The organism is Rhabdobacter roseus, from assembly GCF_014202275.1.
GTDB classification, from domain to species: domain Bacteria; phylum Bacteroidota; class Bacteroidia; order Cytophagales; family Spirosomataceae; genus Rhabdobacter; species Rhabdobacter roseus.
The window spans coordinates 706,683-724,538 of the sequence record NZ_JACHGF010000003.1 but is presented as its reverse complement, the minus strand read 5'-3'; the positions used below and the strand labels follow the sequence as shown (position 1 = coordinate 724,538).

Genomic DNA, 17,856 nt, shown 5'->3' with positions numbered 1-17,856 from the left:
CAGGGTAGTTGGGAGGTAGTGCGGGTTGAGTGCACCCTCGGAAAATAGGAATCCGCAGGAAGGCGCAAGTCGTTGATAAACAAGATTTATACATAACCATGGTAGACTGGCTGTACTAGTACGGGTATTTTTATGAATCACTTTCATGCGGTATCCTACTAGCATAGAGTACTTTACTTTTAAAAAGTACTTAATTTTAAGTACCTATTTTTTGAATCGTTGCCCTCGGGACGATGACATGCGTTACAAACGCAAGAGATCGGGGAGGATTCGCGTTGCAAACGCGAACCAGCGTCGAAAAAAAGCCCCCCTTCGGCTAGGAAAGGAGGCTTGAAATGTCTTGGATGATACAGGATAGAAGTAGCGATGATCTTAATTGACCTGGGTGATTTCTATCTCTTCCCCAAAGCGGTTGTGAAATTTAAATTCCACGACACCAAGGGAACTGTCCTGCATGAGCTTTACCCAGCTTTTGTATTTAAAGAACCACCGTACCTGCTCGGAGATGAATCCTTTGGTAAAGTACGCGTACAGAAACGGATGCAGGGCCACCGTAATTCCGCGCTCATTCTGCTTGGTAAGGATGTAGTCCAGGTTATTAAGAATAATATCCGATACCAGGATGCTGGCCTGAATGGTGCCGGTGCCACCGCAGGTAGGGCAGGTTTCGCGGGTAACGATGTTGAGCTCCGGCCGGACCCGCTGCCGGGTGATTTGCATCAGACCGAACTTAGAAAGCGGCAGGACGGTATACTTGGAGCGATCGTATTTCATCTCCTCCCGCATGATGTCGTGGATCTTCCGCTTGTTTTCGGCTTTCTTCATGTCGATGAAGTCCACCACGATGATACCCCCCATGTCGCGCAGGCGTAGCTGACGGGCAATTTCCTTGGCGGCTTCGATGTTGACACTGACGGCCGTGGCTTCCTGATCTTCCTCGGTGTTGGATTTGTTGCCGCTGTTGACGTCCACGACGTGCAGGGCTTCGGTATGCTCGATGATCAGGTACCCTCCGGCGGGCAGGCTTACCGATCGTCCAAACAGCGACTTGATCTGCTTTTCTAAACCGAATTGTTCAAAAAGCTTATTCTTGCCGTTATGAAACCGCAGGATATTTTCTTTGTCGGGCGCAATGGTACGGATGTACGTTTTGATGTCGTCGTATACCTCCTTGGAGTCTACGGTGATGCTATCGAAGGATTCGTTGAGCATATCCCGCAGGATCGAAGACGCCCGGTTCATTTCACCGATGATGCGGTCGCGGGGTTTGGCGTCGCGCAGGGCTTTGATGCCATTTTCCCACTTTTCAATGCAGGTTTGCAGGTCACGATCCAGCTCTTCCACATCTTTACCCTGCGCCACCGTACGGACGATCACGCCGAAGTTGGCGGGTTTGATGGAAGACATGAGCCGCTGGAGACGGGTACGCTCCTGCTTGTCGGTGATCTTTTTGGAAAGATTGACAGAATTGGAAAAAGGAACAAGTACGATATAACGGCCTGCGATGGAAATATCGCAGGAAAGGCGAGGCCCCTTGGTAGAAATGGGCTCTTTGACAATCTGCACCAGAATGGGCTGATTCTTGGAAAGTACCTTGTCGATTTTACCCAGTTTTTCAATTTCGGGTTCCATCTTGAAGTTTGCCAGCTTCCCGGAGTTGACGCGTTTGGCAACGGCGTCTTTCGTCAACTTGTTCAGGGAGTTGATGTTGGGTCCTAAATCGAGATAATGCAGGAAAGCATCCTTCTCGTAGCCCACATCCACAAAAGCGGCGTTAAGTCCCGTGACTAACTTCCGAACTGTACCGAGGTAGATATCGCCAACGGTAAAGTTCTGATCGGGTGCTTCGACGTGGTATTCAAGTAGACGTTTATTCTGCAAAAGGGCTATACGCTCCCCCTTTTGAGTAGAATTTATGATTAATTCGTTACTCAATGTATAACCAATTGATTGGTCTTTTAAAGTTGATAATTAGGCACGGCATTTCGAAGAGAAATGCGGAGGAGTAGGAAAAATACAAAGCGTGAGACCAGATCTCTGTACCTAACGGCAGCCCCCAGTCTCACGCTTGTCCTTACTTCTTCTTATGTCGGTTCTTTCTTAGACGCTTCTTTCTCTTGTGCGTTGAAATCTTATGTCTCTTTCTTTTCTTTCCGCAAGGCATAGCTTATAACGGTTAAATGTTAATGTGAAAAATTACTTGAATACCTTCTTCGGTGCTTAGGGCAAGCACCTGTTTACTTTGATCATTCATCGAGCCGCTGCTCCAACTCGCCAATGGCCTGCTGAATCACCGGATCTTTTTCTTTCTTTTTGACATCGGCCAGTACTTTACGAGCTTCGTCGTTACGTCCCAGCTCCACCAGGCACACGCCCAGGTAAAACTGCGCCTTCGTGTTGGAAGGGCTGTTGATCAGGATTTGCTGGAAGCGCTCCACCGCTTTGGTATACTGGTTAGAACGCATCGAGAGTATACCCAGATTAAATAACGCCAGCTCATTGGTAGGGTCGGCATCGAGTACTTCGCGGAGCAGCATGATTCCCTGCATGGGTGAGGCCGTGTTGACGTAGGTCATCGCCATGTTGGCTTTGGCTGCTAGTAGCTCGGGATTCAGGTCGAGCGCTTTTTGGTAAGACGCCCTGGTTTTTACGCCCAGCTGAGCGGCTTTGGTTTCTTCTACCGCAAACCCGTAGGCTTCGTAGTAGCGATCACCGGTCCGCAGCCAGTTCTCCACCGACGGGATAAGCAAGGCTGCTTGCTCAGCGTAGTAAGCGGCGCTGTCTAACCGTTGCAAACGGCTGTAGGCGTCGGATAGTTTTATGGCCGCCTCGGGGCGCTCCCCGGGCCCGGCCTGGGTGTAAGCCCCGCGCAATTCTTCAATTTGCCGGAGCTGCTCAGGCGCCAGAGGCTGAGCCGAGTGGTTGTCGGCCGGGGCCCCATCTCCTCTCGCGTCATTTTCTGGTGCCTGAGCTGTACTTTGTCCGGCATCCACATCCTGGTTTTTAGTATTGACTACCACCTTGGGTAAGCTGTACAGCGTACCCACTAACGTAACGGCCAATACGCAAACCAACACAATGGACCTCTTCATACTTTGCTTTTGTTAGTGCAAATAATCTCCTTCGGGTAGGAAGGGAAATTACTTTTCAACGACGGCTTTTAACTTGTCGCTCGTTTTTACTTGCTCAACGAAAATTTTGGCCGGCTTGAAGCTGGGCACAAAGTGCTCGTCGATGATCATGGAAGTACCCTGCGAGATGTTGCGAGCAACCTTGCGGGCACGTTTCTTGTTGATAAAACTACCGAAACCCCTTACGTAAAGATTTTCGCCATCAGCGAGTGAATCTTTAACCACGGTGAAGAATGTTTCCAGGGTCTGCTGAACATCAGCCTTTTCTACACCGGTTTTTTCAGAAATCTGAGCGATTACGTCTGCCTTAGTCACTGTGTTTACTAACTTTAAAATGAATATTACTCCGTTTGAAAAAAATTGTCTTTCCGTTTTTGGGAGTACAAAGGTAGCGTAATTTTACTAAAACTTAAAAGTATAGCCTTTTCATTTTTTTTATAATTCACTAAAAAACAGCGAGTAAAACTTACTAATGAGCTTGGAAGTAGAGATAACGCCGTCCGAATTTAGCGAAAGAATTATCCGCTGGTACCACCATCATCATCGCGACTTGCCCTGGCGGCATACCACCGATCCCTACCAGATATGGCTGTCGGAAGTCATCCTGCAGCAGACCCGCGTGGCGCAGGGGTTGCCGTACTACCTCCGGTTTGTGGCGGCCTATCCTACCGTAACCGACCTGGCCCAGGCCGACGAAAAAGACGTACTGAGGCTGTGGCAGGGGCTGGGCTACTACTCCCGCGCCCGCAACATGCACCAAACGGCCCGCCAGATCGTGGCGGAGCAGGGAGGTACTTTCCCAACTACCTACGCCGGGTTGCTCAAACTAAAAGGAATTGGTACCTACACGGCAGGAGCCGTAGCCTCTTTCGCTTTTAATGAAGCCGTCGCGGCCGTGGATGGAAACGTGTACCGGGTACTTGCCCGGATTTTTGGTATCCGGACGGACATACTAAGTACGGCAGCCAAGAAAGAATTTGCCGACCTGGCCCAGTACCTTATGCCTGCCGACGACGCAGCTACCTTCAACCAGGCCCTCATCGAATTCGGAGCCATTCAGTGCCAGCCCGTAGCACCCGACTGCCTGCTGTGCCCCTTCAATACGCTGTGCTACGCTTTTCAGCACGGGGCGCAGGCGCTGCTGCCCGTCAAGGCCAAGAAAGCTAAAGTACGCGACCGCTACCTGAACTACATCGTGCTTGAGCAGCGGGGAAAACTGGCCATGCGCGAACGCACCGGAAAGGACGTGTGGCAGGGAATGTACGATTTTTACCTCGTAGAAACAACCCAGGAGGTCGAACTACTCGACGACTTACTCCCTGACGCGTACCTCACTAGCTGGGCGCAAGCCGGAAAAGGACTACCTGTACGGGGGCCTTACGTACATTTGTTGTCGCACCAACGCCTGAAAACGCGTTTTTGGCGGTTTGAGCTGCCCGAGCAAACGAGTCTGCCACTGCCCGTCGGCATGGTCTTTTACGACGAAGAGGAGATTGAGCAACTACCCAAGCCCGTTTTGATCGATGCGTATGTGAAAGAATATTTTTTTTCTTAACTTTATAAAATAGTTCAAACGAGCAACGGCTCACGTAATACTACTTTTGACTAACTGATAAAATATGGCAGGAAGCGTTAATAAAGTGATCTTGATTGGAAACCTCGGTAGCGACCCGGAGGTAAGGTACCTGGAAGGCGGCTCGTCGGTGGCCCGCTTCAACATCGCTACGTCCGAATCCTATACCAACAAAAGCGGGGAGCGGGTCGAGCAAACCGAATGGCACCGGATCGAGCTTTGGGATCGACTGGCCCAGATTGCCGAAAAGTACCTCCGCAAAGGAAACTCCGTTTACATAGAAGGCCGCATCCGGACCGAAAACTGGACCGATAAGGAAGGGCAGCAGCGGTCGGGCGTGACGATCCGGGCCAGCAGCATGACCCTACTGGGGGGCAGCGGTGCCGGCTCCGGTGGAGGAGAGTCCTCCGCACCAGCGGCAGCGGCTCCCAGGGCTACTACCGGTAGTGCTCCGGCGGCACCGCGTACCCCCGACCCCGTACCGCCGACGATGGCCGCCGGGAGTGCCGATGACGACGATCTGCCCTTCTGAGCTTAGGTACTTTATACAAAGCCCCGCTGCGGCGGGGCTTGCTTCTTTTTGACAATAGCCCTATACTTGCTCCATCAGATTTTATAGCCCCAGTGGAAGAAATACCCGATAGTGACGATCCCCTATCCCGAACGTGCTTTCGCACCGTTTTTTACCGCAATGCCCCCCTTCCTGCTCTCGGGCTTGTCCCCGAGATGGTTCAGATACCTACCCCCGAGGTTGTTGCCGTAGCGGTACTTCTGCTTTTTTCTCTCTTTTTTTCGGCTGTTCGGGCGGCTTACGCGGCCATCCCAACCGTGGAGGTACCCTGGGAAAGAAAACCCAGCGCTGACTATATACCACTCGACCAGGCCCAAAGGCTTACCCTGTCGCTGGTTCAGCGCGTCTTTACCTTACTCGCCTTTTTGCTGGGGGCCCGGCTGTTTTGGACGCTGCTGGAAACGGCGGAGCTCCGTACCTACCCCTGGGTACCGGTGGCAGTACTGCTCTTTTGGCTTTGGCTGGATGCCCTGGTGCGCTTTTATGCGGGGCGCCACGCACTGCCCCTGGTGCAGCGGGTAGGGGCAGTGCTGGGGCCCGTCATGCGGCTGGCCAATCCCCTCAACCGCCGCCTGGCCGCGCTGGCTACCCGCTGGGGTGTACTCCTGCCCGAGGGAGCCGAAGCCGCCGCCGAACGCCTGGAGAAGCAGTCGGAAAGCGAGGAGGAGCGGGATTTGCTGCGCGGACTGGCTACTTTCGGACAAACCACCGCCCGCCAGGCCATGAAGCCACGGCTGAATATCACCGCCTTTGACATGGAGCTGGATTTTCACGAGCTCATGGATAAAATCAACAAGTCGGGCTACTCGCGGGTACCGGTATACCAGGAAACCCTCGACTCCGTAGAAGGTATCCTATACGTGAAAGATTTATTGCCGCACCTGCACCGCGACGAGCACTTTGCCTGGCAGAAGCTGATGCGCAAAGCTTACTTTATTCCCGAAAGTAAACGCCTCGACGACCTCATGCAGGAGTTTCAGAACCGGCGCGTACACATGGCCATCGTGGTGGATGAGTATGGCGGTACCAGCGGGCTCATTACCCTCGAAGACATCATTGAGGAGATATTCGGCGACATCAACGACGAGTACGACGAAGAAGAGGAAGTGAATTACAACCAGGTAGACGACAAAACCTTTGTTTTTGAAGGAAAGGTACTTATCAACGATTTTTGCCGTATCCTGGGTTTGGAGTCGGACTACTTCGAGGAAATCAGGGGGAGTAGCGAGTCGCTGGGCGGATTACTGCTTGAGCTCTTCTCGCGCCTGCCCCGCACGGGCGAGCAGGCTACCCACCGTGACCTGACTTTCAAGGTACAGTCGGCAGACAAAAAACGGATCAAAAAAGTACGGGTGCTGGTGAGCTAAGTAGCTCGCGAAAAAATAATATTGCAGCAACAACAAATTGTTTTCGGATCTGCAAACTTCTACGTAATTTTGCCCGGCAAATAACAATATGATTATTTGCCCATGAGCACAGACCCATCCAAAGTCCTTTACGAGGCGCTTACCTACGACGACGTACTACTTCTTCCTGCTTACTCGGAAATTCTCCCGCGCGACGCATCTACGATTACCCGTCTTACCCGCAACATTCAACTGAACATTCCGCTCGTTTCAGCGGCTATGGACACCGTGACTGAATACGAGCTGGCCATTGCGATGGCCCAGGAAGGGGGGATTGGCATTATCCACAAAAACATGACGCTGGAAGCACAGGCGGAGCAGGTACGGAAGGTCAAACGCTCAGAAAGCGGCATGATCCTGGACCCGATTACGCTCACCGAAGGAGCTACCCTCGGCGACGCGCACCAGATCATGCGGGAATTCAAAATAGGGGGGATTCCCGTGGTGGATAAACAAAGTCGGCTGATCGGTATCCTAACCAACCGCGACCTGCGCTTTCAGCGCGACATGGGGCGGCCCGTTACGGAGATCATGACGAAGCAAAACCTGATCACGGCTTCCGAAGGGCTCTCGCTCGATGACGCCGAGTACATTCTTCAGGAATATAAAATCGAAAAATTACCCATCGTGGATAACGAGTACCGGCTCACGGGACTCATTACCTACAAGGATATTCTCAAACGGAAATCACACCCCAATGCCTGTAAGGACGAGTACGGTCGCCTGCGGGTAGGTGCCGCCGTGGGCGTAACGGCCGACCTGCTCAAGCGGGTAGAGGCCCTGGTGAAAGCGGGGGTCGACGTCATCAGTCTGGATACGGCTCACGGGCATTCCAAAGGGGTACTTGATGCCGTCCGAACGATCAAAGAGGCCTTTCCGAAGCTGGACGTGATTGCCGGCAATATTGCCACGGGCGAAGCCGCCAAAGCGCTGGTAGCCGCCGGAGCCGATGCCGTGAAGGTAGGCGTAGGGCCGGGAAGTATCTGCACTACCCGGATCATCGCCGGGATCGGGGTACCGCAGCTGTCAGCCGTGATGGCCGCTGCTGAGGCCCTAAAAGGCACGGATGTACCCGTCATTGCCGACGGTGGCGTGCGCTTCTCCGGGGATGTAACCAAGGCCCTGGCCGGTGGGGCCAGCACCGTCATGATCGGCTCTATGCTGGCCGGGACCGACGAAGCACCGGGCGAAATTGTCATTTATGAAGGGCGTAAATTCAAAGCGTACCGGGGCATGGGCTCGGTGGAAGCGATGGAGGAGGGCTCCAAGGACCGGTACTTCCAGGATGCCGAAGACGACGTGAAGAAGCTGGTGCCGGAGGGAATCGTGGGGCGGGTACCTTTTAAGGGAAAAGTTTCCGAAATTCTGTACCAAATGGTAGGAGGCCTCAAAGCGGGCATGGGCTATTGCGGCGCGGGCGACATTTCGGCTCTCCAGAAAGCGCAGTTTGTGAAGATCACCACCGCGGGCGTGAAAGAAAGCCACCCGCACGACATCATGATCCAGAAGGAAGCTCCCAACTATTCCTCACGCTAGGGGTACTTTGGTGCTGTTTTTTGCAAACTTTCAGAAGGAGAACCGGAGAGTCCGATTCTCCTTCTGGCGTTTTCAGGTACCTAAAAATCCATTTCACACAATACTTTTGATAAGTTCATTTTCATTCGTATAACTTTGTGACAAACACAGTTACTACACCCTAAGCCCTTCTTTTATAGATAGTATGAAAAAACTTTTCAAAGTACTGGGTATCGTCCTGGCAGTGGTAGTCGTTGCCGTTGTCGGAATCGTAGGCTATATTTTTCTCTTTTTGCCCAACGTAGGTGACGCCCCCGACCTCAAAGTAGAATTGACGCCGGAGCGCGTCCAGCGTGGCGAGTACCTCGCCAACCACGTGATGGTTTGTATGGATTGTCACAGCCGTCGCGATTTCACGGCCTTTTCGGGCCCTTTGCGTCCCGAAACCTTTGGGGCGGGTGGTGAGAAGTTTGATCATAATGAGGGTTTTCCGGGTACGTTCTATTCGCGCAATATTACCCCCGCAGCCCTTAAAGACTGGACCGACGGGGAAATCTACCGGGCCGTAACTACTGGCGTGAGCCGCGACGGCCACGCGTTCTTTCCGGTGATGCCGTACCAGTATTATGCCAAAGCCGACCCCGAAGACATCAAGGACATCATTGCGTACCTGCGTACGTTGCAGCCCATTGACAACGAGGTACCTGCCTCCAAGCCTGATTTTCCCTTCAACGTCATCCTACGCACTATTCCGCAAAAGGCGGAGCCTAGCCAGCGCCCGGCCGTGACCGATCGGGTAGCGTACGGGAAGTACCTGGCCAACGTAGCGGCCTGCTACGAATGCCACACCAACAACGACGACAAAGGGCAGAAAATACCCGGTATGGACTGGGCGGGAGGCTGGGAAATGAGCCTGGGCGATGGCCGCATAATACGTACCTCTAACCTAACCCCGGACCCGGAAACGGGCCTTGGTGCCTGGACAGAAGAGGCCTTTGTAGCCCGCTTTAAAGCCTATGCCGACAGCTCCTATCGACCTCATGCCGTAAGTAACACAGAGTTCCAGACGATTATGCCCTGGATGATGTACGCGGGCATGAAGGAAGAAGACCTTAAGGCGATTTTTGCCTACCTCAGAACGGTACCACCCATCAAGAATAAGGTGGAGAAATTCTCGATCGAACCGGTCGCAGCGAAATAAAGTTGCTGTCAGCTTCTGTAAGTAAGACTAGGTACTTTGATTCATGCCAAAGTACCTAGTCTTACTATCCCCCAAAGCCCAACAATCCATAGTGGAGTACGTACAGCCCCGCCAGCCCCAGCCATAGCAGGTACCCTACCTGTAGTAGCGCGGCGGCACTTTCGTGCAGAAACCGAAAACCCAGGTAGAGTAAATACATCAGCGGAAAAAAAGACAAGCCCAGCATGGCGGTGGCTGGGCTGGCGTTTCGGAAAAACCACACGCCAGTCAGTACGAGCAGCAGCAGCCAGGTACCTTCTTCCAGCCGTTTGGCGAAGTACGTGCGATTGCTTTTTTTGAGCTTGCTTAAAAACCGAAGCACCGATACGCTTTTGACCACAAAACCCAGCAGTATGAGCAGCGTGGGCAGTAGCGCCAGCAGGAAGATAACGGGGCGCAGGTACCTGCTGCTCAGCGATGAAGAAGTACCCTCAGCCTCGGGTTGCCAGAAGGCCGAATACAAAGTACCTGCCTGCGCCAGGAAAGTACCCAGCGGCTCTGACGCCATCGCCGGATCAGGGATAAAGAAACGCCCTTCGATGTAGTAATTTTCGAGGTACTTGTAGGTACCTATGGTGAGGGCGATGAGCGCAAAGAGCAGCAGCCGAAAGAAAATTAGCTTGGCGGCGGCGTCTACTTTCCAAAGTACCAGTGCTACCACCACTACCAGCGGCAGGCCAAGTACCAGAAAAGTACCCTGCGTCAGGATGCCCAGCCCCAGTACTACCGCCAGGGCTATCTCGTGGGTTTGGGAGGGCTGGTGAATGTACTTTGAAAGCACCCAAAGCAACAAGATGCCCAAAAAGTACGTCAGGGCGGTGTTGGATACCGTCAGGGAGCCCAGCAGAAAGGAAGGCAGCACCGCCGCGAGCAGGAAGCTGCCGTTGCGCAGAAGTACCTCCGAAAGGAGCTGTTTGCTCAGCTGGTATAAAAAGTACAAACTACCCACGGAAAGTAGCAGCGAAAGTAGCTGCTGGGCCTTTTGGCTACCCGGCTCGTCGAAACGGGCAAAGAGGCTGGCCAGCAGGTAGTAGAGAGGGGGCTGCCCGGCGGCGGGCAGCTCGCTGGTGAGGGGAAGTCGTCCTTTTTCCAGTATAAATTGAATGACGTCGGTTTGGGCGGAGTCGCCCAGGGGTGGGAGGATAAGGTAGACCAATACCCTGAGCGCTATGCCCAACAGGAGCAGGTAAAGGAGCGCATCTTCTCTTTTAAAAAAAGTAACCAAGGGGGTTCAGTAAATAGAAGTTAACGAAAGGGTACTACAAGGAACGCTGAGGAGGGCAAAAGTAAGAATATTCTTGATAAAGTGCTGAATAGGTACCTTAGGAAGAAATTTCTTTCAGATACCTGCGCTTTTTGTCACTGAATACTTCCCGTTATCATGAAGACGAGCAGGTCTTTTTTCATATTTAGTTAGTAATATTGGGCAAAAAAACGCTTGATCCTTGATAATTGAAACGCGCGCCTACGCCCGTGCCGGGCTGTTGGGTAATCCTTCCGACGGTTTTTTTGGTAAAACCATTTCCATCTCGGTCCGAAATTTCGGTACTTCCATATCCCTATACGAGTCGCCCGAGCTGCACATCGAGCCCCAGCCGCAGGACGGAAGTACCTTTAAGAGCATCTACCACCTCCGTGACTCGGTGAGTATGCTGGGCTACAACGGCGGCATACCGCTCATCAAGGCAGGTATCAAGAAATTTGGCGAGTATTGCGAGGGCGCGGGCATCCGCCTGCCCAACCGCAACTTCACCGTGCGCTACCGCTCCACCATTCCGCGGCAGGTAGGTATGTCGGGCTCGAGTGCCATCGTGGTGGCGCTGATGCGCGCGCTGATGCAATTTTACAAAGTAGAGATTCCGCTTGAGCTATTGCCTCAGCTCGTCATGACCGCCGAGACCGAGGAGCTGGGCATCACGGCCGGCCTGCAAGACCGCGTGATCCAGTGTTACGAAGGATGCGTGTACATGGATTTTGACCAGGAGCTGATCGCACAGCGGGGCTACGGGCAGTACGACCGCCTTGATCCGGCGCTGCTGCCCAAGATTTACGTAGCGTATAACACCCAGCTGAGCAAGGTCTCGGGAAAGGTACATAGCGACGTGCGCGCCCGATTCGACCGCGGCGATGCCGACGTGATAAGTACCCTGGGGCAAATTGCCCAACTAGCCGCTGAGGCCAAAAAGGCTTTGCAGGAAGGCCGCCCCGACGACCTGCACGAGCTCATGAACGAGAACTTCAACCTGCGCACCAAGATCTATACCATTTCAGAAACCAACCAGCAGCTCATCCGGGCGGCGCGGGCCTGCGGCGCTTCGTCGAAATTTGCCGGCTCGGGCGGTACTATCATCGGTACCTACCGCGACGACGAAATGCTGAATCGTCTGTTTGTGGAATTGAAAAAATACAACGCCCGCGTCATCCGGCCCTTTATTGTTTAAGAGAAGAAAGCAAGAGGATACGAAATTTATCTTATTTGATTAACCCAATTGATTGACTACTACTCCCATGATTCGTAAAGCCGTAATACCCGCCGCCGGACTAGGTACCCGTTTTTTGCCCGCTACGAAGTCGATGCCGAAAGAAATGCTGCCCATCATCGACATCCCGACGATCCAGTACGTGGTGCAGGAGGCCGTAGATTCGGGAATTGAAGATATTCTGATTATTTCGGGAAAAGGAAAACGCGCCATTGAAGACCACTTCGACCGCAACATCGAGCTCGAATCGCGCCTGGAAGAGAAGGAAGACCGGCTGTGGTACAACGAAATGCGCCGCCTGGCCGACATGGCCAACGTGCACTTTGTGCGGCAGAAAGAAGCCAACGGCCTCGGTGACGCCATCTACTACGCGCGCCACCACGTGGGCAACGAGCCCTTTGCGGTACTCCTCGGTGATACCATTATGGACTCCGTCATTCCCGTGACCCAGCAGCTTATGGATACCTACGAGCAGTACGGCGGCTCGGTGATTGCGGTGGAGGAAGTACCCGCCGACAAGGTGAATCGCTACGGCATTGTGGGAGGTACTTCGCTCAGCGACATCATCATGGAGCTGACCACGCTGGTGGAAAAACCGGCCGTGGACTTGGCACCTTCCAACCTGGCCATTGCGGGGAGGTACATTCTCTCGCCCGAGATTTTCCAGGCCATCGAGCAAACGCCCAAGGGTAAAAACAACGAGATTCAGCTGACCGACTCGATGCTGCTGCTCCTGAAGCGCGAAAACATCTACTCGCACCTGATCGAAGGCAAGCGCCACGACATCGGTAACAAGCTCGACTTCCTGAAAACGACCGTGGAATTTGCGCTGAAACGTAAAGAATTTGCGGCTCCCTTCCGGAAATTCCTGGAGGAGATTCTGGCGGAATAAAAACGAACGAACCCAGAAAGGTACCTGACGATGGACTTGCTGCACGAGCTTACCGAAACCCGCCGCGAAACGCTGGGGTACTTTGCGTTGCCGGAGGAGGATCTGCAAAAGACCTACCAGCCCGGTAAGTGGAACGTGCGGCAGCTCCTGCACCACCTGGCCGACGCCGAGAGCGTGCTCTACGACCGTGTCCGGCGCGTCATTGCCGAGCCGAAGCAGGTGATCTGGGCGTTCGATCAGGATGGTTGGTGCCAGCAGCTCGACTACCTGACGTTTCCGCTGGAGATCAATAAAAATATTTACGCGTCGATTCGCGAGGCGGTGATTCAACTGGCCCAAACCCACTACGCCACCGCCTCCGACAAGACCTTCGTCCACAGCGAAACGGGCCTGCGTACCCTAAAAGACGAATTCGAAAAAATTACCTGGCACAACGCCCACCACCTCAGCCAGATCCGGCAGGCGTTGGGTTAGTTCGCGTTTGGGGTTAGTTCGCGTTTTCAACGCGAATTTTGCGTGAAACCGCGTTTGTAACGCGAATCCTTCCCTAATCGGCTATTACTTGAATACTGATGTTTTGGCTGGATGTGTACTTAGGATAATTTATCTGTTTTGAAAGTGCCTCGGCCGGATACTTTGCGTTGGAAACGCTTTGTTCGGGAAGTTTGCGTTGCAAACGCGAACCAGCCACCCGTTAATACATAAAGCCAAACAGCCATAAAGGTACCCTCTGGCCCGAACCCATCTCGATGTCATCGGCGGCGATGAGGTAGTTGGGCGTGTCTTTAACTTGAGCAGACGTTTTGCCTTTCCCCCCCACTTCAAGCACGAAATCCTGAACAAGAAAGTCCCCGCTTTTGGGGGCAAGTACCTCGGCCGCTATGTTCTGAAGCTGACTCAGCAAGAAGGTTTCCCTAAGATTTCCTACGTCGGGGTTCGCGCGTAAAGCGTATGCGAGGTTAGGATTCCCAAGATACACTTTATCGGGCTTTTGCAAGGTAGCCACCCCTTTACCCTCGGCGACGAGTGTATTGAGCAGGCGCGCGTCCCTTAGTTGGTATAAGTATTGGTACACACTGTCCCGACTGAGGTCAAGCTTTCGGGCCAGGGCCGAAACATTAGGTTTAAAGGGCACTGATTCTGCAATGACGCCTAGCAATTTCTTTACCTTGATCGCCGTTCCGGTGTTGTAAGAGGCTATATAGGCAAGATCGGTATCAACAATGGCGTTGATGATCTGTTCTAGCTTGGGAAGGTACTCGTCTTCCCCCTCAGCAATGATGGGCAGATAACCCTTTTGCAGGTACTTTTTGAAATGCGGCAAGGGCTGTACCTTTTCCAGTACGCTTTGGGAAAAGGCACGGTGCTGGGTTGCCACATCTTTCAAAGCAAGAACCTCGTAGCTAATCTCCTGAGTAAAAAGCAAGTATTCCCTAAAAGAAAGCCCTGCCAAAGAGTAACTAATGACGCGTCGGCTCAAATCGGCTTCACCCCGGTAAATATCCAGCGCCGAGGAGGCCGAGAAAACGACTTGCAGTTCGGGTAGTCCATCGTAGATATTTTTCAACTCCCTCGACCACCGGGGGTACTTGTGTACCTCATCAATAAAAAGTAACCTCCCTCCCTGCTTGTACCAATCCGTGGCAGTTTCCAGTAGCGTGTGGGTGTAAAACCACGTATGGTCAGCAGTAATATACAGGGCATGGGCAGGTAGTCCTAGGTCAAATTTCAGGTGCTGGAGCATGAGCGTTGTTTTGCCCGCCCCGCGGGGTCCCTTGATGGCGATCATACGCTGTTGCCAATTGATCTTTTGGTGAAGGTACCTCCGAAAAGTATTGGTTAATTGCCGTACAAGATTATCCTGAAATTCGATAAGAATATCCATAATTGTCGATTAGAAAAGACAAAAATACATTAAAAGTGTCGACTGAAAAAGACAAAATTTGGTTTTTGCCCTTTGGTGAATTGCATTTATAGGATCAAAGTTCGGGTCGGTTCGCATTTACAACGCGAATTCTTCTGCATCGCTCTGAAGGTAGTACAGGTTGTGGGGTACTTTCAACGGAGCATTTACCAACGAGAATAAGCCGTAAAACTTATTATAATGATTCTCTTTCAGCCTTTTAGAGATACAGCCGCCCTCCAGGGTGTCAACAATTTTAACCCGTAGGCGTTGTGTTACTACGACCTGACCCTATAAACTACCTCCGCCATGGAAGCAGACGTAACCATTGAAGTAAACGGCAAAAAACACATGCTCCGGGTAGACCCGGCCACGCCACTACTATACGTACTCCGAAACCAGCTGGAGCTCAATGGCCCCAAGTACGGCTGTGGCCTGGAGCAGTGCGGCTCCTGCATGGTCCTGATGGACGGCGTGGCCATGCCCAGTTGCCGGGTACCCGTGGAGTCGATGCAGGGCCGCGCCATCACCACCCTGGAAGGCCTTACTCGTGCCGATGGCGCGTTGCACCCGGTGCAGCAGGCCTTCGTAAACGAGCAAGCCGCGCAGTGTGGCTACTGCCTCAACGGTATGGTCATCTCGGCGGTGGCGCTGCTCCAAGCCAACAAAAAGCCCGATGAGGCGGCCATCCGGGAAGGCCTGCAGCGGGTACTTTGCCGATGCAGTGTGCAGCCGCGCGTGATCCGGGCCGTCCAGCGGGCAGCGGGGACGTTACAGTAAGTCGTTTTTTAACTGATTTTCCAGTATGAAAAGTACCCCTTTCAATCCCGAGCTATCCCGGCGAAAATTCATCAACAGCCTCGGTTGCCTTACCATTGGCTTTTCGCTCACAAGTACCCCCTGGGCATCGGCAGAGCCCCTGCTGGCGGAAGAAAAACTACCCGGCAGCTTGCAAAAGCATCCGCGCATCGACGCCTGGCTCGAAGTACTGGGCGACGGCCGCGTGCGGGTACTAACCGGGAAAATGGAGCTCGGTCAGGGGCTCCGCATCGCCATAGCGCAGGTAGCCGCCGAGGAGCTGGACCTGGAGGTGGAGCAAGTGGAGGTACATTTGGCCGAAACCGGCCGCACGCCCAACGAAGGCTACACCGCCGGGAGCGGCTCCATGGAAAACACCGCCATGTCGGTGCGCTACGCGGCGGCGGCGGCCCGGCAAGCGCTGCTCGAACTGGCCGCCAAGCAGTGGGACGTAAGCACTGACCGGCTCAGCATGGCGAGCGGACGGGTACTTTGGGACGCCAGCAAAGAGCCGCTTACTTTTGCTGAGCTCCTGAACGGAGCCCAGCTTGAACAGGAGGTAAAACTACCCGTCCGGCTCAAGGCGCGGTCGGAGTACCGCTACGTGGGCAAGCCCATTCTCCGAAAAGACATTGAGCAAATGGTGCGGGCGCAGCCCTTCTACGTGCAGGACCTGCGGTTTCCGGGCATGGTGCACGCGCGGGTGGTGCGGCCCCCGGCCTACGAAGCCAAGCTGCTGGAGTTTAACGAAAGTACCTTTCAGGCCAAAGTACCCGGACTGCTGAAAGTCGTGAAAAACGGTAGTTTTCTGGGCCTCATCACCACCGACGAGTACCAGGCCGTGCAGGGGCAGCTCTTGGCCAGGGAGCACGTGCGCTGGTCTACGCCCAAGCCACTGCCCCAGGGCCAGCCACTTATAAACTACCTCAAAAAACTACCCACCAGTAGCCGTACCGTCAAGGAAAAAGGTGCGGTGGAGGTGTTGGATAAACCTACTAAAAGTACCTGGAAGGCCGAGTACTTCAAACCTTACCAAATGCACGGCTCCATTGGGCCTTCGTGCTCGGTGGCGCTCTACGACGGCCAGGTACTTCACGTCTGGACGCACACGCAGGGCGTATTTCCGCTCCGGGACGCGCTCAGCAAAATGCTGGGCATGAAGCCTGAAAGCCTGCACGTAATCGGCGTGCCGGGTTCCGGCTGCTACGGGCACAACGGCGCCGACGACGTAGCCGCCGACGCGGCCCTGCTGGCGCTGGCCTACCCCAACAAGCCGGTGCGTCTGCAATGGTCGCGCGAGGAAGAGCATGCCTGGGAGCCCTACGGCAGCGCTATGTGGATGGCCGCTGAGGCCAACCTCGACGCCTCGGGGCGGATCACGCACTGGCGCTACGGGCTGTGGTCCGACAGCCACAGTACCCGGCCGGGTGGCAACGCGGGCAATCTGCTGGCGGCCAGGTACCTGGAGAAATCCTTCGAGCGGCCGTCGTCGGGCTACAGCGGCGGGGCCTACCGCAACTCAGAGCCTTACTACGCCATTCCGAACTTGAAAGTAGACTCCCATTTTTTCGAAGGGCCGCTGCGGGTGTCGGCACTGCGGAGTTTAGGAGCCTACGGCAATATTTTCGCCATTGAATCTTTCATGGACGAGCTGGCGCACCGGGCCCAAAAAGATCCCATCGAGTTTCGGCTCATGCACTCGGAAGACGAGCGGTCGATGGAGGTACTTAAAAAACTACAGGAGGTACTTCGACCCGAGAAGCTAAACGCCAACGAAGGCATTGGCGTGGCTTTTTCGCGCTATAAAAACGTGGCCAGCTACTGCGCCGTGGCGGCCAAAGTAGCCGTGGATAAAAAAACGGGTGACGTGCGGCTGCTCAAGATGTGGGCCGTCATCGACGCGGGCGAGGTCATTAATCCCGATGGCGTGAAGAACCAAACCGAAGGCGGCATGGTACAGGCCGCCAGCTGGACGCTCAAAGAAGAGGTACTTTTTGACAAACAGCACGTCAGCAGCCGCGATTGGTACTCGTACCCCATTTTCCGCTGCGGCGAAGTACCCGAGGTTGAGGTGGTGGTGATCGACCGGCCCAACGAGGAGCCACTCGGAGCAGGGGAGGCCGCCCAGGGACCCGCCGCCGCTGCCGTGGTCAACGCCATCTACCGGGCCTGCGGCAAGCGGGTGCGGCATTTGCCGGTAAAAGCGGCTTACCTGAAATAGCAGGGGGTACTTTGAAGCAGGGAGCAAAGGGCAGAGGGCATGGGGTACTTTGGGGAGAGGTACTTTGGAGCGAGAAAGTTGGTGCGGGGTACTTTTTATTCATGAATAAGGTATTTTCGTTTTACC

General features: G+C 53.9%; 15 protein-coding genes. 10 read left to right on the top strand and 5 right to left on the bottom strand.

From position 1 onward, the window contains the following. Window positions 1-372 precede the first annotated feature (372 nt). From HNQ92_RS12930 to HNQ92_RS12920, 3 genes are all read right to left on the bottom strand, one after another. Entirely contained in the window at window positions 373-1,935 is a 1,563-nt protein-coding gene (locus tag HNQ92_RS12930) for an Rne/Rng family ribonuclease (RefSeq protein WP_184174433.1), read from the bottom strand. 311 nt (window positions 1,936-2,246) lie between these two features. Then, window positions 2,247-3,092, bottom strand: a complete 846-nt coding sequence (locus tag HNQ92_RS12925) for a tetratricopeptide repeat protein (RefSeq protein WP_184174432.1) — start codon at window positions 3,090-3,092, stop codon at window positions 2,247-2,249. Window positions 3,093-3,140: 48 nt separating this feature from the next. After that, window positions 3,141-3,446 carry an HU family DNA-binding protein gene (locus HNQ92_RS12920; RefSeq protein ID WP_184174431.1) on the bottom strand — a complete coding sequence of 102 codons (306 nt, stop codon included), beginning with the start codon at window positions 3,444-3,446 and terminating at the stop codon, window positions 3,141-3,143. A 157-nt stretch (window positions 3,447-3,603) separates the two neighbouring features. Here HNQ92_RS12920 and mutY point away from each other — a divergent pair, with 157 nt between their 5' ends. From mutY to HNQ92_RS12895, 5 genes are all read left to right on the top strand, one after another. Beyond that, window positions 3,604-4,686: an A/G-specific adenine glycosylase gene (gene mutY, locus HNQ92_RS12915; RefSeq protein WP_184174430.1), complete on the top strand. Its 1,083-nt coding sequence runs from the start codon at window positions 3,604-3,606 to the stop codon at window positions 4,684-4,686. A 64-nt stretch (window positions 4,687-4,750) separates the two neighbouring features. Continuing rightward, window positions 4,751-5,236: a single-stranded DNA-binding protein gene (locus tag HNQ92_RS12910; protein WP_184174429.1), complete on the top strand. Its 486-nt coding sequence runs from the start codon at window positions 4,751-4,753 to the stop codon at window positions 5,234-5,236. A 194-nt stretch (window positions 5,237-5,430) separates the two neighbouring features. Next, window positions 5,431-6,642, top strand: a complete 1,212-nt coding sequence (locus tag HNQ92_RS12905) for a transporter associated domain-containing protein (RefSeq protein WP_221307438.1) — start codon at window positions 5,431-5,433, stop codon at window positions 6,640-6,642. Between the two features lie 102 nt (window positions 6,643-6,744). Then, on the top strand, window positions 6,745-8,217 hold the full coding sequence (gene guaB, locus HNQ92_RS12900) for an IMP dehydrogenase (RefSeq protein ID WP_184174427.1): 1,473 nt from the start codon (window positions 6,745-6,747) through the stop codon (window positions 8,215-8,217). 184 nt (window positions 8,218-8,401) lie between these two features. After that, on the top strand, window positions 8,402-9,397 hold the full coding sequence (locus HNQ92_RS12895) for a c-type cytochrome (RefSeq protein WP_184174426.1): 996 nt from the start codon (window positions 8,402-8,404) through the stop codon (window positions 9,395-9,397). 64 nt (window positions 9,398-9,461) lie between these two features. Here the strand turns inward: HNQ92_RS12895 and HNQ92_RS12890 are convergent, their stop codons facing one another. Beyond that, the gene (locus HNQ92_RS12890; RefSeq protein WP_184174425.1) at window positions 9,462-10,661 is read right to left on the bottom strand and encodes a glycosyltransferase family 39 protein; all 1,200 of its coding nucleotides are present in this window, start codon (window positions 10,659-10,661) and stop codon (window positions 9,462-9,464) included. A gap of 220 nt (window positions 10,662-10,881) precedes the next feature. Here HNQ92_RS12890 and HNQ92_RS12885 point away from each other — a divergent pair, with 220 nt between their 5' ends. From HNQ92_RS12885 to HNQ92_RS12875, 3 genes are all read left to right on the top strand, one after another. After that, window positions 10,882-11,877: a mevalonate kinase family protein gene (locus HNQ92_RS12885; protein WP_184174424.1), complete on the top strand. Its 996-nt coding sequence runs from the start codon at window positions 10,882-10,884 to the stop codon at window positions 11,875-11,877. Between the two features lie 67 nt (window positions 11,878-11,944). Further along, window positions 11,945-12,808, top strand: coding sequence for a UTP--glucose-1-phosphate uridylyltransferase GalU (gene galU, locus HNQ92_RS12880; RefSeq protein WP_184174423.1), 864 nt, complete (start codon window positions 11,945-11,947; stop codon window positions 12,806-12,808). 30 nt (window positions 12,809-12,838) lie between these two features. Further along, window positions 12,839-13,282 (top strand): DinB family protein, encoded by a 444-nt coding sequence (locus HNQ92_RS12875; protein ID WP_184174422.1) that lies wholly within the window; start codon window positions 12,839-12,841, stop codon window positions 13,280-13,282. A 220-nt stretch (window positions 13,283-13,502) separates the two neighbouring features. Here the strand turns inward: HNQ92_RS12875 and HNQ92_RS12870 are convergent, their stop codons facing one another. Continuing rightward, on the bottom strand, window positions 13,503-14,597 hold the full coding sequence (locus HNQ92_RS12870; RefSeq protein WP_246440051.1) for an ATP-binding protein: 1,095 nt from the start codon (window positions 14,595-14,597) through the stop codon (window positions 13,503-13,505). A 423-nt stretch (window positions 14,598-15,020) separates the two neighbouring features. Here HNQ92_RS12870 and HNQ92_RS12865 point away from each other — a divergent pair, with 423 nt between their 5' ends. Together HNQ92_RS12865 and HNQ92_RS12860 are read left to right on the top strand one after the other, a co-directional pair. After that, a complete protein-coding gene (locus HNQ92_RS12865) occupies window positions 15,021-15,491 on the top strand; it encodes a (2Fe-2S)-binding protein (protein WP_184174420.1) in 471 nt (156 codons plus the stop codon). Between the two features lie 25 nt (window positions 15,492-15,516). Beyond that, window positions 15,517-17,730: a xanthine dehydrogenase family protein molybdopterin-binding subunit gene (locus HNQ92_RS12860; RefSeq protein WP_184174419.1), complete on the top strand. Its 2,214-nt coding sequence runs from the start codon at window positions 15,517-15,519 to the stop codon at window positions 17,728-17,730. Window positions 17,731-17,856: the final 126 nt, after the last annotated feature.